Below are 13309 nucleotides of genomic sequence, written 5' to 3'. Positions count from 1 at the left end.
CTACCGGACGCTCGCCGAGACACGAAATCCGGTTTCGGGCGGGCGTCCGGTGGGGGTCAGCGGGGGGCCGGGGTGAGGGTGAGGAGGGTGGCTTCGGGGGGGCAGGCGAAGCGGACGGGGGTGTAGCGGTTGGTGCCGCAGCCCGCGGAGACGTGGAGGTGGGAGCGGTGGCCGCCGGCGGTGTGGGTGGAGAGGCCCTTGACCCGGCGGGTGTCGATGTCGCAGTTGGTGACGAGGGCGCCGTAGAAGGGGATGCAGAGCTGTCCGCCGTGGGTGTGGCCGGCGAGGATCAGCGGGTAGCGGTCGGCGGTGAAGGCGTCGAGGACGCGCAGGTAGGGGGCGTGGACGACGGCGAGGGAGAGGTCGGCGTCGGGGGAGGGGCCGCCGGTGACCTCGCTGTAGCGGTCGCGGCGGATGTGCGGGTCGTCGAGGCCGGTGAATTCGAGGTCGAGGCCGTTGACGGTGAGGCGGCCGCGGGTGTTGGTGAGGTCGAGCCAGCCGGCCGCGTCGAAGCCGTCCCGGAGCTTCTCCCACGGGTTGTGGACGGCACCGACGACGCCGCGGCGGGCGGTGCCATCGGGGTTGTTCATGCCGTGGGCGCCGCTGCGCATGGCCTGGAGGTAGCGGGCCGGGTTCTTGGGGGCGGGGCCGTAGTAGTCGTTGGAGCCGAAGACGTAGACGCCGGGGAACTCCATCAGCGGCCCGAGGGCGTCGAGGGTGGCCGGGACGCCGAGCGGGTCGGAGAGGTTGTCGCCGGTGTTGACCACGAGGTCGGGGCGCAGGCCGGCCAGGCTCTTCAGCCAGCGCTGCTTCTTGCCCTGGCCGCTCACCATGTGGATGTCGGACACCTGGAGGATCCGGATGGGGCGGGCACCGCGGGGGAGGACGGGGACCTCGACCCGGCGGAGGCGGAAGGCCCGGACCTCGTACCCGACGGAGTAGGCGAGGCAGGCGGCGCCGGCGGCGGCGAAGCCGAGGGGGACGGAGTACAGCGGTCGCATCAGCCCATGGTCTCAGACGGTTGATCAGCCGGCCGACCCGCCGGATCGGCGGGGGTGGGCGGGGCGGGCTGTTCGGACTCGCGGCGGGCGCGCAGGGCGCGGACCTTGTGGCGGTTGCCGCAGCGTTCCATCGAGCACCAGCGCCGTCGGCCGGGGCGCGAGGTGTCGACGAAGATCAGTCGGCAGTTGTGCGCGCCGCATTCGCGGACCCGGTCGGCGTGCGGGCCGGTGAGCAGGGCGATGGCGTCCCGGGCGAGGGTGGAGACCAGTTGGGTGCCGTCGGCGGGCGGCGGGTCGGCGGCGGTGCCGTCGGGGGCGATCCGGGGGACCAGCGGGGGGTGTTCGGCGGCCCGGTTGAGGGCGGCGTAGTCCTCGGGGGCGCCGGTCCGGCCGTGGGCGTGGGCGGCGGCGACGCGCCACAGCGCGTCGCGCAGGGTGCGGGCGTCGGCCAGCTCGGGGGCGGAGACGCGGACGGCGTCGGCGGGCAGGCGCAGGCGGGACCGGGGGATCCAGGCGGTGAGGTCGGCGGGCCGGTGCAGGATCTCGTAGCGGGCGTACTCGCCGGGGCCGCCGGTGGTGAGCAGTTCCAGGCAGAGGGCACCGGGGTCGAAGTGGAAGCGGGCGCCCGCGGGGGTGGTGAGGAGCAGCCCGGGGGGCGCGGCGGTGGTCCGGTGGTCTCCGTCGGTCATGCGACCAGGATAGGTGTAACCGGGTATACGGGTTACACGATGACGGGCCGGTGGCGGACGGGGACGAACCGGGGGCGAACCGGGGGAGGGGACGGCAGGTGCCCGCCGGGGATGGCGGGCGTGGCGGGCACCTGCCGGGGGTGGTCAGGACGCCGGGTCGGTACCGACCTTCACCACCGCGTTGGCCTTGTCGACGAAGACCACGGCGGGCTTCAGGCTCGCGGCCTCCTCGTTGTCGATCGAGGCGTAGGCGATGATGATCACGGTGTCGCCCGGGTGGACCAGACGGGCCGCGGCACCGTTGATGCAGACCACGCCCGAGCCGCGCTCGCCCTCGATGACGTAGGTCTCCAGGCGGGCGCCGTTGTCGACGTCGACGACGTGGACCAGTTCGCCGGGCAGCAGGTCGGCCTCGTCCATCAGGACGGGGTCCAGGGTCAGGGAGCCGACGTAGTGCAGCTCCGCCTGGGTGACGGTGGCGCGGTGGATCTTCGACTTCAGCATGGTGCGTCGCACGGTCTCAACCTCACTGGTGTGGATTTCTACAGGGCAAGGGCAAGGGCAAGGGCTAGGGGAAAGGGCAGGGACAGGGGCAAGAGCGGGGGCAGGGGCAGGGCGGTACGAACGGCGGGCGAAGCGGTTCAGCGGGTGAAGGCGAGCGACACGTTGTGCCCGCCGAAGCCCGAGGCGTTGCAGAGGACGGCGGCGGGGCCGGAGGGCAGCTCGCGCGGGGTGTCGCGGACCACGTCCAGGCCCAGGCCCTCCTCCGGGTCCTCCAGGTTGACGGTCGGCGGGACGACGCCCTCGGCGAGCGACAGCACGGCCGCGACCGCCGCCAGCCCGCCCGCGGCGCCCAGCAGGTGGCCGGTCATCGACTTGATCGCCGAGACCGGGACGGCGCCCGGCCCGAACACCGTGCGCAGCGCCGCGGCCTCGGCCGAGTCGCCCGCCGGGGTGGAGGTGGCGTGCGCCTGGACGTGTCGGATCCCGGCCGGGTCGAGCCGGGCGTCGGCCAGTGCGCGGCGCAGCGCGGCGGCCAGGCCGCCGCCGTCCGGACGCGGGCCGGTGGGGTGGTGCGCCTCGGAGGACAGGCCGGCGCCCGCGAGGGCGCAGTACGGGTGCGCGCCTCGGGCCCGGGCGTGCGGCCCGCTCTCCAGTACCACTACCCCCGCGCCCTCGCCGAGGACGAAGCCGTCCCGGTCCCGGTCGAACGGCCGGGAGGCGCGGTGCGGCTCGTCGTTGCGGCCGGACAGCGCGCGCATGGCGCCGAACGCGGCCGCGACCAGCGGGTGGACGCCCGAGTCCGCGCCGCCCGCCACCACGACGTCGGCGCGGCCGAGCCGGATCAGGTCCAGTGCGGTGGCGATGGCGTCGGCGCCGGCCGCGCAGGCGGTGGCCGGGGCCGACGCCTGTGCCCGGGCGTTGACCTCCAGGGCGGCCAGCGCGGCGGTGTGGTTGCCCATCAGCATCGCGACGGCGTGCGGCGAGACCCGGCGCGCCCCGCGGGTGCGCAGTTCCTCGTGGTTGTGCACGACGGTGTGCACGCCGCCGATGCCGGTGCCCAGCACCACGGCGACCCGCTCCGGGTCCGGGGTGCCGGGGCCGCCGGCCGGGCCGGTGAAGCCCGCGTTCGCCCAGGCCTCGCGGACGGCGGCCAGGCCGAAGGCGCCGACCCGGTCCACCCGGCGGGCGAGCACCCGGTCCAGCAGTTCCCCGGGTTCGGCCGCGGCCCGTGCCGCGATCCGGGTGGGGAGGTCCGCCGCCCAGGGGTCGTCCAGGGCCGCAACGGCTCCGCGCCCGGCGAGCAGCGCCGACCAAGTGTCCTTGACCGTCGCGCCGAGGGGGGTGACCGCGCCGAGTCCGGTCACCACCACGGCTCCTCCGTCGCGGTGGTTCGTCATGCCGACCCGGACTCCATGGCCGCGACCAGGCTCCGGGGCCGGATGTCGGTCCAGTTCCGCTCGATGTAGTCGAGGGACTCCTGACGGCCGGCGGCCTCGTGCGCCACCGTCCAGCCGGCCGGGACCTCGGCGAACGCCGGCCAGAGGGAGTGCTGCCCTTCCTCGTTGCGCAGCACCAGGAACGTGCCGTCCGGGTTGTCGAAGGGGTTCTGCATCAGACTCGTGCCTTTCGTTGCGGTGGTTCTACGGGTCTTGCGGGTTCAGTAGGTTCAGCGGGGTCAGTGGGTTCCAGCAGGGTCAGCGGGGTCAGTGGGATCCGGGGCCGGCGGTGGGCGGGACGCACAGGGCGGCCAGGCGGCGCGGGGTGCGCTGCCGGAAGACGGTGCGGACGTCGACCGGGTGGCCGAACGCGGCCTCGATCAGGCCGGACAGCCGCAGCGCCGCCAGTGAGTCGCCGCCACGGGCGAAGAAGTCGTCGTCCGGGCCCAGGGGTTCGGCGACGGCGGGGCCGGGCGCGGTGCCGTGGGTGGAGGAGGTGCCGTGGGTGGCGGCGATCGCCTCCGCCGCCAGGACCGCCAGGGTCTCCCGGGCGGCCAGCAGGGCGTCGGAGTCCGGCAGCAGTTCGCCGACGTCGGCCGTGGGCCGTTCCGCGATCGCGTGCAGCAGCGTGCCCAGTAGTTCGCCGGCCCGCTCCGCGAGTGCGGTCGGGACCAGCTCCGGCCGGTGGCTGAGTGCGAGGTGCAGCCGCTGTTCCGGGGTGACGGTCAGCCGGACCGGGTAGTGGTACGGGTCCTGGCCGTAGGTGTCGGTGATCCGCAGCCCACCGGAGGCCGAGCCCGACGTCGCATCGGGCGCCGAGGAGGAGGACGCCGCCCCGACCGCCTCGGCCGCCGCGTAGTTCTCGAACACCAGGCAGCTGTCGAAGAGTTCGCGCTGTCCGGCGGCGCGCAGGATCTCGCCGAGTGCCAGGTGCCGGTGCGGGGCGAGTTCGGTCTGTTCTCGGTGGAGGTCCCGCAGCAGGGCGTCCAGCGCGGTGTCCGGGTCCAGCCGGACCCGGACCGGGGTGGTGTTGACGAGCAGGCCGACGAGGTCCTCGTGGCCGGGCAGGTCCGGGGTGCGGATCGACCCGGTGGCGCCGAAGACCGGTTGGCGGGCGCCGGTGAGCCGGTGCAGGGTGAGCGCCCAGGCGGCCTGGACCACCGTGTTGAGGGTGACGCCGTGGGTGCGGGCGGCCCGGCGGAGCGCCTCGGTGGTCTCCTCGGGGAGTTCCGCGGTGCGCCGCAGCGGTTGGGCGTGCACCTGCGCCGGGTCGCCGTCGGGGGCGAGCAGGGTGGGTTCGGCGCCGGACAGCGCCTTCCGCCAGGCGGTGCGCGCGGCCTCGCCGTCCTGGCGTTCCAGCCAGCCGAAGTGGCGGCGGTACGGAACGGTGTCGGGCAGGGCCGCGTCGTCGCCGTGGTGTCGGTAGAGGTGGGCCAGGTCCCGCAGCATGATCGCGCTGGACCGGCCGTCGACCAGGATGTGGTGGAGCGTCAGCACCAGCAGGTGGCGGCGTCGGCCGAGGCGCACCAGCAGGCCGCGGACCAGGGGGGAGCGGGCCGGGTCGAAGGGGGCGCGCCGTTCCTCGGCGAGCGCCTCCTCCTGGCGGGTCTCCCGGCGGGTCTCCTGGTGGGCCTCCCGGCCCTCCCCGGGCTGCTCCTCGTCGGTGCGGCGCAGGTCGAGCTCCCGCCAGGGGGCCTGGACGCGCTCGTCCAGCACCTGGATCGGCTCGCCGGAGGCCGACAGGACGAACCGGGCGCGCAGCGCCTCGTGCCGCTGCACCAGGGCGCGGAAGGCGGTGCGCATCCGGGCCGGGTCCAGTTCGCCGTCCAGCTCCAGCACGGTCTGGACGGTGTGCAGGTCGGGGGCGCCGCGCTGGTAGCGGGCGTGGAACAGCAGGCCCTGCTGGGTGGGGGTGAGCGGGAGGACGTCCGCCACCGGGCCGGGCCGGCCCAGGGCGTCCAGCTCGTCCTGGGTGATCCGGACCAGCGGGACGTCGGAGGGGGTGAGCCCGTGGGCGGCGGGCCGGGTGGCGAAGGCGGCCAGGGCGCGCAGGGCGGCCGTCCACTCGTCGGCCAGGGCCCGTACCTCGGGTTCGGTCAGCAGGCCGGGGGCCCAGGACCAGGTGGCGGTCAGCCGCAGGCCGCTGCCGCCGTCCTCGGCCACCGCGTTGACCTCCAGCGGGTGGGCCATCGGCTGCCCGGGGTGGACGGGCGGGGCCGCGGTCTCGCCGGCCGGGCGCCAGTCCGCTTCGGGGCCGGCGGTGAACCGGCCGAGGTAGTTGAAGGCGAGCTGGGGGTGGGGGAGGCCGCCGAGGGCGGCGCGGCCGTCGTCGTCCAGGTAGCGCAGCAGCCCGTAGCCGAGGCCGTGGTCGGGCACGGCGCGCAGCTGCTCCTTGACCGCCTTGAGGGCGCGGGCGAGCGTGGCGTCGTCCAGGGCGGCGTCGTCCAGGGCGGCGGTGCCGGGAGTGAGCAGGACGGGGTGCAGGGTGGTGAGCCAGCCGACGGTGCGGGTCAGGTCGAGGCCGTCGATGTCCCGGCGGCCGTGGCCCTCCAGGTCGACCAGCAGGCCGTCGGTGCGGCGGGAGCGGGCGGCGGCCAGGGCCAGGGCGGTGAGCAGGACCTCGTCGGGGCCGGCCCGGAAGGCGGTGGGCAGGGTGGTGAGCAGGGCCTCGGTCTCGGCGGGGGTGAGTTCGACGGTGAGGCTCCGGGCGGTGCCGTGCACGTCGCGGGCCGGGTCGGCGGGGCGGTCGGTGAGCTGCGGGCCGGCCTCGGTGAGGGTGCGGCGCCAGTGCTCCAGCTGGGCGGCGACGTGCGGGCGGCCGGCGGCGTCGGCGAGGGCCCGGTACCAGCGCCGCAGCGAGGTGGCGACCGGGTCGAGCTCGGCGGGCCGGCCGGAGCCGGCGGCCTGCCAGGCGGCGTGCAGGTCGGGCAGCAGGACGCGCCAGGAGACGGCGTCCACGGCGAGGTGGTGGACCACCAGGAGCAGGCGGCCGGTGGCGGCGCCGGCGTCGAACCAGACGGCCTGGAGGAGGTTCCCGGCGCGCGGGTCGAGGCGGCGGACGGCTTCGGCGGCGTGTTCGGTGACGGCCGCCGCCAGGGCGTCCGGGCCGAGCCCGGCGACGTCCACCCGGTGCACGCGGTCCCGGGCGGTGGGTGCGGTGGGTGCGGTGGCGCAAGCGTCCCCGCTGTTCCCGGTGCCGTCCCCGCCGTTCCCCGTGTCGGCCCCGATTCCGGCCTCGGGGACGGACAGCGACCAGTCCTCGGCCAGCCGCAGGCGCAGCGCGCCGTGCCGGTCGAGCAGGGCCCGGACCGCTTCGGTGAGCCGTTCCAGGCCGAGCCCGGCCGGTACCGCGAGCAGCGTGGACTGGTTGAACTCGTCGATGGGGCCGCCGAGTTCGCGCAGCCGCTGGACGATGGGCGAGGCCGGGAAGCCGCCGGTGCCGGGGTCGTGCGCCACCGGGGCCGCCGTTCCGGCCGTCGGGCCGGCCAGGGCGGCGAGCGCGGCGGCCGTCCGGTGCTCGAACACCTGCTGGGCGGTCAGTCCGACGCCCGCGGCGCGGGCCTTGGCGACCAGTTGCAGGGAGGTGATCGAGTCGCCGCCGAGCTCGAAGAAGCCGTCGTGGACGGACCGGACGTCGCGGTTCAGCACCTCGCCGAACAGCCTGACCAGCAGTTCCTCGGTCCGGCCGCGGGGCGGACGGCCGGTGGCGCGGCCCCCGGGCTGCTCGGGGACGGGCGGCAGCGCGGCGCGGTCCAGCTTGCCGTTGGGGGTGAGCGGGATCTCCGGCACCGGGACGAAGGCGTCCGGGACCATGGCGGAGGGCAGCCGGGTGGCGACGTGCTCGCGCAGTTCCTCGGCTCCGGGCGCCTCGTCGGCGACCGCGTGGACGAGGTAGGCGACCAGCCGGTCGGCCCGCGGACCGCTCGGGCCGTCCGCACCACTTCGGCCGTCCGCACCGTTCCGGCCGTCCGCACCGCTCCGGCCGTCCGCACCGCTCCGGCCGTCCGCACCGCTCGGGCCGTCCGTACCGCTCTGGACGACGACCACGCAGTGCCGCACCGCAGGGTGCCGGCAGAGCACCGCCTCGATCTCGGCGGGCTCCACCCGCTGGCCCCGGATCTTGACCTGGTCGTCGGCGCGGCCGAGGTAGACGAGTTCGCCGTCGGCGCCCCACCGGGCGATGTCGCCGGTGCGGTACATCCGCTCGCCGGGCGCCCCGAAGGGGTTGGCGACGAAGCGTTCGGCGGTCACGCCGGGGCGGCGGACGTAGCCGCGGGCCAGGCTGGGCCCGGCGATGTACACCTCGCCGGGCACGCCGGCCGGGACGGGGCGCAGCCAGGTGTCGAGGACGTGCATCGCGGCGCCGGGGATCGCCCGGCCGATCGGGACGGCGCCGAGGGTGATCTCGTCGGCGGGCCCGCTGCGGAACTCCATGCAGCCAACGGTGGCCTCGGTCGGGCCGTACTCGTTGACGGCGGTGGCCGTCGGGTTGCCGGCACGCCAGGCGCGCAGCATCGCGCCGGACAGCTGCTCGCCGCCGACCACCAGGTCGCGGGTGGGCGAGAGCCAGGTATGGGTGTCGGCGAGCAGCGGCAGCTGGCTGGGTGTCACCTTGGCGAAGGCGGCCGGGCCGAGGCCGGTCGGCGCGGCCTCGGTGAGTTCGGCCAGGTGCACCCGGCCGCCGGCGGTGAGCCCGCCGAAGACGCCGGTGACGGTGAAGTCGAAGGAGATCGGCGACTGCACGATCGCGGTCCCGGTGAGCCCGGGGTAGGTGGCGCGGGCGAACTCCAGGTAGACGCCGACCGAGCGGTGTTCGACCTGGACGCCCTTGGGGCGGCCGGTGGAGCCGGAGGTGTAGATCAGGTAGGCGGCGTTGCCGGGGGTCAGTGGGCGGACCCGTTCGTCGTCGGTGACGTTGCCGTCCGGGTGCGCTTCGGCCAGCAGGTCGGCGGGCCGCAGGTGGGCGGGCCGCAGGTCGGCGGGCGGCCGGGCCCCCGCCGCAGGGTCGTCGGGCTCGCCCGGTTCGCCCGGTTCGCCGGGGGCGCGGTCGGTGAGCACCGCCGCCGGCCGGGCGTCGGCGAGCATGAAGGCGACCCGCTCGGCCGGGAGCGCAGGGTCGATCGGCAGGTACGCGGCGCCGGACTTCAGCACGCCGAGCAGGGCGACGACCAGGTCGGCGTCGTGCGGCAGCAGGACGGCGACCACCGACTCGGGGCCGATGCCGCGGGCGATCAGGGCGCGGGCGATCCGGTTGGCGGCCGCGTTGGCGTCCCGGTAGCTGAGGGCGCGGTGCCGGTCGGAGAGCGCGAGGGCGTCCGGCACCCGGTCGGCCTGGGCTTCGAACAGCGCGGGCAGGGTGGTCTCGGGCGCGGGCCCGCGGGCCGGGACGCCGGGGACGGGCAGGGCGGCGCGGGCGGCGTCGTCGAGCAGGTCGAGGGCGGCTACCGGGGTGTCCGGGGCGGTGGCCAGGGCGGTGAGGGCGGCCTCCAGCCGGCGCAGCACGCCGCGGGCCCGGTCGGCGTCGAACACCTCGCGGCGGTGGGTGAGTTCGAGGATCAGCCGGTTGCCGGGGACGACCACCAGGCTGAGCGGGTAGTGGGTGGAGCCGCGGGCGCCGCCCGGGTCGGCGGCGACCAGGTCGTCGGCGAGCGGGGAGATCCGCAGGCCGGCCAGCGGGCGGGCGGCCCGGTCGTCACCGCTGCCGGGGTCGGCGAGGGCGAGGAAGGTGTCGAAGAGGGTGCCGTGGCCGGCGGCCCGCTGGATGCCGGGCAGCGGGAGGTGGTGGTGTTCGGTGAGCGTCGACTGCTCGTGCTGGACCCGGTCCAGCAGGGCGTGCAGCGGTTCGGCCGGGTCCAGGCGCACCCGTACCGGGACCGAGTTGATGAGCAGCCCGACCATCTCCTCGACCCGGGGCGCCGCGGCGGAGCGCACCGACACGGTCTGCCCGAACACGACGTCGGTCCGGCCGGTCAGGGAGGCGAGGGCGAGCGCCCAGGCCGTCTGGGCCACGGTGTTGAGGGTCAGGCCGCGGGCCCGGGCGGCGTCCCGGACGGCTGTGCTGAGTTCGGCGGAGAGTTCGGCGGTGACCAGGTCGGGGAGCTCCTCGGCGGCGCCGGCGGGTTCGGGGCCGGTCAGCGTGGGCGCCTCCAGCCCGGCGAGGGCCTGCCGCCAGGCCCGGACGGAGGCCTCGGTGTCCCGCTTGGCCAGCCAGGCCAGGTAGCCGGTGGCGGGGACGGCCTTCGGCAGGGTGGTGTCGTCGCCCCCGGCCGCGTAGACGGCCAGCAGATCGCGCAGCACGGTCGACAACGACCAGCCGTCGAGCAGGATGTGATGATGCGTCAGGATCAGGACGTGCGACTCGGGGGCGGTCCGGACGATCGAGAAGCGGATCAGCGGCGGGGCGCCGAGGTCGAAGCCGCGCAGCCGCTCCTCGGTGAGGTGGCGGGCCAGCGCGGCCTCCGCTGCCCCGTCGAGCGCGGCGTCCGTCCCGCCGCTCGGATCGGCCGCCGTCCCTCCGTCGAGCGAGGCGTCCGTCCTCCCGTCCGGATCGGCCGCCGTCCCGCCGGTCAGGTCGAGTTCGGTGACCGGGGCGGCGGCCTTGCGGTGCACCAGCTGGACGGCCTGCCCGTTCTTCCGCTGCTGGAAGGAGGTGCGCAGCGCGGTGTGCCGGCGGACCACGGCCCGGCAGGCGGCGCGCAGCCGGTCCCGGTCGAGCGGGCCGTCCAGGCGCAGCGCGGCCTGGCTGACGTACTCGTCGATGCCGCCCTGGCCGAGCAGCGAGTGGAAGAACAGCCCCTCCTGGAGGGGTGCGAGCGGAAGGACCGCTTCCAGCGGTGAGTCGTGGGCAGGCACGTGGGTGGTCTCCAACCGGGGCGGGTTGCGGTCGCACGGTCCGCGGGGCGGCGTCCGGCGCGTTCCGGCGGCGTCCGGCCGGGCTTGCCGGGGGACGGCACGGCCCCGGCCGGGTTCGCCGGGGGACGGGTTCGCGGGGCCGGCCCGCGTCGGCCATGCTTCCGGCTGCCGCGCCGCCGGGGCCAGGCAAGTGCCCGGCAATCGAAATTGCATTCCAGCTGCCGATCGGGTGTAACGGTCTCCGCCAGGGGAATTCGGTTCTGCGGAGACATTCGGAACGGGTCCGGAAGGCGCCCGGAACGCGCCCGGAAGCCGTTCGGAACACGTCCGGAAGGCATCCGGAAGAGATCCGGAGAACGTCCGGAAGACGTCCCTATTCCACCGGCGAGGGCTGCGTTAGGGTGCCCCTGCGCCGTTCTGACGAGGCCGCGCCCGTGCTCATGGCACCGGTGCCGACGCGGGCGCCTCACACACGATGGGATTTCCCCGTGAAAGACAACATGGTCGAGATTCTGACCGCAGCCGTTCTGGTGCTGGGACTTATCCGCGAGTTCAGGAGCCAGCGGTTGACGCTTCTCCCGTGGCTGCTCCCGGTTATTCCGATCGTCGTCGGAGCTCTCCAGGACGACCTGATCGACCACGGCAGGAGCGGTGCCTCGATCGGGCTCGGTGCCGCGATCACCGGGGTCGGCGTGGTGCTCGGCGTGGCCTACGGGGCGCTCCTCCCGATGAGCCGGGACAGCGCCGGGCACACCGTGTTCAGGGGCGGCCTGTACGCCCTGCCGGTCTGGGCGGGCCTGCTGGTCTCCCGGACGGCGTTCTTCAAGGTCGGGCAGCACCAGGGCATCGGGACCGGGTTCGGCTTCCTGGCCATCTCCTTCGGCGCGATGCTGCTGGCGCGCACGCTGGTGGTGACCGTGCGGTCCCGGAAGCGCCTCCCGGCCGGCTCGGCGGCCTGACGCGGCGGGGCGGCGCTTCCGGTGGCCGGCCGGGTCAGGCCGGCGTCAGGCTCCGGACGTCGCCGCCCAGTTCGCCGGCGGCCAGTGCCGCCCACATCACCCGGCGGCGCGGTTTGCCGCTGGAGGTGACGGCGAGGCCGCCGCGCGGCACCTCGACCGCGAGCAGGTCGGCCTCGCCGCCGAGGGCTTCGGAGAGCACCGCGTGCGCGGCGGCCTGCCACTGCGGGTCCGGCTTCTCCAGGACGACCACGCCGGTCGCGCGGTCCTCGCGGTGGCCCAGCAGGACGGCCACCCGCCGCTGGGGGATGCCGAGTTCGTGCAGCCGGGCCTCCAGGCTCTCGGCGAACACCATCTTCCCGCGGACCTTGACGCCGTCGCCGAGCCGGCCGACGACGTAGAGCTGGCCCTCGTGCAGGAAGCCCGCGTCGCCGGTGTGCAGCACGCCGCCGTCCAGCACCGTGCCGGAGGCCGTGCCGGCGGCGCCCTGGTAGCGGGTGCCCAGGGTGTTCCCGCTCACCAGCACCTCGCCGACCACGCGGTCCGGCACCTCGCTGCCCTCGTCGTCGACGACCGTGACCTCGACGCCGCGCAGTGGGCGCCCGCAGCCGACGAAGCGCCCGGCCTGGTCGCCCTCCAGGGTGACCTCGCTCCAGCCCTCGCCGATCGGCAGGCCGGTGACCGCCAGGGTGGCCTCCGCGCCGCCGTACGCGGGCAGCAGCGCGCGCCGGTCGAAGCCGTGCGGGCCGAGCAGTGCCTCGAAGCCCTCCAGTACCTGCGGGTCGATCCGTTCCGCGCCGAGGATCAGCGAGCGGAAGGAGGAGAAGTCCAGGCCTTCCAGCTGGGCGGGCTTCACCCGGTGCAGGATGTACGCCAGGCCGAAGTTGGGCATGGCGGTCAGGCCGACCCGGTTGTCGCTGATGCAGCGCAGGTAGCGCAGCGGGGAGCGGATGAAGTCCTCGGGCTGCATCATCCAGCCGTCGCAGCTCATCGTCACGAAGTTGACCATGCAGCCGATCAGGCCCATGTCGTGGTGGACCGGCAGCCAGGAGGCGCCCGAGTACTCGGGGAGCCACTCCAGCCAGCGGTGCATCGCGTTCACGTCGTTGGTCAGCGCCTCGTGGCCGACCAGGACGCCGCGGGAGCGGCCGCTGGAGCCGGAGGTGAACTGGAGCAGCGCGAACTCGGCCGGGGGGTACGGCTTCCGGGCCGGCTCGACGCCGTCGATGAACGCGTCGAAGACGACCGGGTCGGGCAGGTCGAGCCCCTCGGTGACGGTGCGCACGGAGTTCCGCGACTCCTCGTCGCAGACGATCACCCGGGGCTGCGCGGTGTCGAAGAGGGCCCGGGCGTGCTCGGCGTACTCGCCGCCGCGCTGGAAGGCGAACGGCGGCGCGATCGAGCACGGCGTGCAGCCGGCCGCGATGGCGCCGAAGAAGGTGGCGACGAAGCCGGGGCTGCAGCGTTGGACGACCGCGACCACGTCGCCGTCCCGGGCGCCGGCGGTGCGCAGCGCCTCCGCGGTGCGCAGCACCTGGTCGGCCAGCTCGGCGTAGCTGTGGAACTCCCAGGAGTCGCCCGGACCGGCGAAGTGCAGGCCGCGTTCCTCCGAGGCCTCCTCGACCCAGTCCAGCAGGGCCCTGTCGGGGATGCTCATTGACCGATTCCTCCCGGATCCTTGCGTTCTTTCGGAGCAACGTGGCTGCCGCCCAGGCCGCATCCTCCGGTTCGTACGGGCAGGAAGCCAGGAATCGAGCGGGCAACTCCGGTCCGCCGCAAGGCCGTTACCAGCAAGGCCGATTGCCGGTCAGTTTCCTGGTCGGTTCGCCGCGTGCGCGCGAGCATCGGCGGCGGGAACTGTTCAGCGCGGT

Annotated in this window: 8 protein-coding genes; 1 reads left to right on the top strand and 7 read right to left on the bottom strand. The window is 75.3% G+C overall.

Annotated features, from left to right (window positions below; all coding sequences use genetic code 11):
- Positions 1 to 56: 56 nt before the first annotated feature.
- From ACFQ6N_RS02275 to ACFQ6N_RS02250, 6 genes are all read right to left on the bottom strand, one after another.
- Entirely contained in the window at positions 57 to 1001 is a 945-nt protein-coding gene (locus ACFQ6N_RS02275) for a metallophosphoesterase (RefSeq protein ID WP_380646292.1), read from the bottom strand.
- Positions 1001 to 1690: a CGNR zinc finger domain-containing protein gene (locus tag ACFQ6N_RS02270; protein ID WP_380646291.1), complete on the bottom strand. Its 690-nt coding sequence runs from the start codon at positions 1688 to 1690 to the stop codon at positions 1001 to 1003. Before ACFQ6N_RS02270 ends, ACFQ6N_RS02275 begins: the two co-directional genes overlap by 1 nt.
- A 144-nt stretch (positions 1691 to 1834) precedes the next feature.
- On the bottom strand, positions 1835 to 2206 hold the full coding sequence (gene panD, locus ACFQ6N_RS02265; protein WP_380646289.1) for an aspartate 1-decarboxylase: 372 nt from the start codon (positions 2204 to 2206) through the stop codon (positions 1835 to 1837).
- Between the two features lie 125 nt (positions 2207 to 2331).
- A complete protein-coding gene (locus ACFQ6N_RS02260; protein ID WP_380646288.1) occupies positions 2332 to 3591 on the bottom strand; it encodes a beta-ketoacyl-[acyl-carrier-protein] synthase family protein in 1260 nt (419 codons plus the stop codon).
- Entirely contained in the window at positions 3588 to 3806 is a 219-nt protein-coding gene (locus tag ACFQ6N_RS02255) for an MbtH family protein (protein ID WP_380646287.1), read from the bottom strand. Before ACFQ6N_RS02255 ends, ACFQ6N_RS02260 begins: the two co-directional genes overlap by 4 nt.
- A 91-nt stretch (positions 3807 to 3897) precedes the next feature.
- Positions 3898 to 10482, bottom strand: a complete 6585-nt coding sequence (locus ACFQ6N_RS02250) for an amino acid adenylation domain-containing protein (protein ID WP_380646286.1) — start codon at positions 10480 to 10482, stop codon at positions 3898 to 3900.
- Positions 10483 to 11048: 566 nt separating this feature from the next.
- Here ACFQ6N_RS02250 and ACFQ6N_RS02245 point away from each other — a divergent pair.
- Positions 11049 to 11441: a hypothetical protein gene (locus ACFQ6N_RS02245; RefSeq protein ID WP_380646284.1), complete on the top strand. Its 393-nt coding sequence runs from the start codon at positions 11049 to 11051 to the stop codon at positions 11439 to 11441.
- Positions 11442 to 11475: 34 nt separating this feature from the next.
- Here ACFQ6N_RS02245 and ACFQ6N_RS02240 read toward each other — a convergent pair whose 3' ends face one another.
- Positions 11476 to 13095 carry an AMP-binding protein gene (locus ACFQ6N_RS02240; protein WP_380646282.1) on the bottom strand — a complete coding sequence of 540 codons (1620 nt, stop codon included), beginning with the start codon at positions 13093 to 13095 and terminating at the stop codon, positions 11476 to 11478.
- Positions 13096 to 13309: the final 214 nt, after the last annotated feature.

Origin of the sequence: Kitasatospora sp. NPDC056446 (assembly GCF_042796115.1) — a bacterium.
Classification (GTDB): domain Bacteria; phylum Actinomycetota; class Actinomycetes; order Streptomycetales; family Streptomycetaceae; genus Kitasatospora.
Note: the sequence above shows the minus strand (reverse complement) of the source record. Positions and strands in the feature narration are given on the sequence as shown.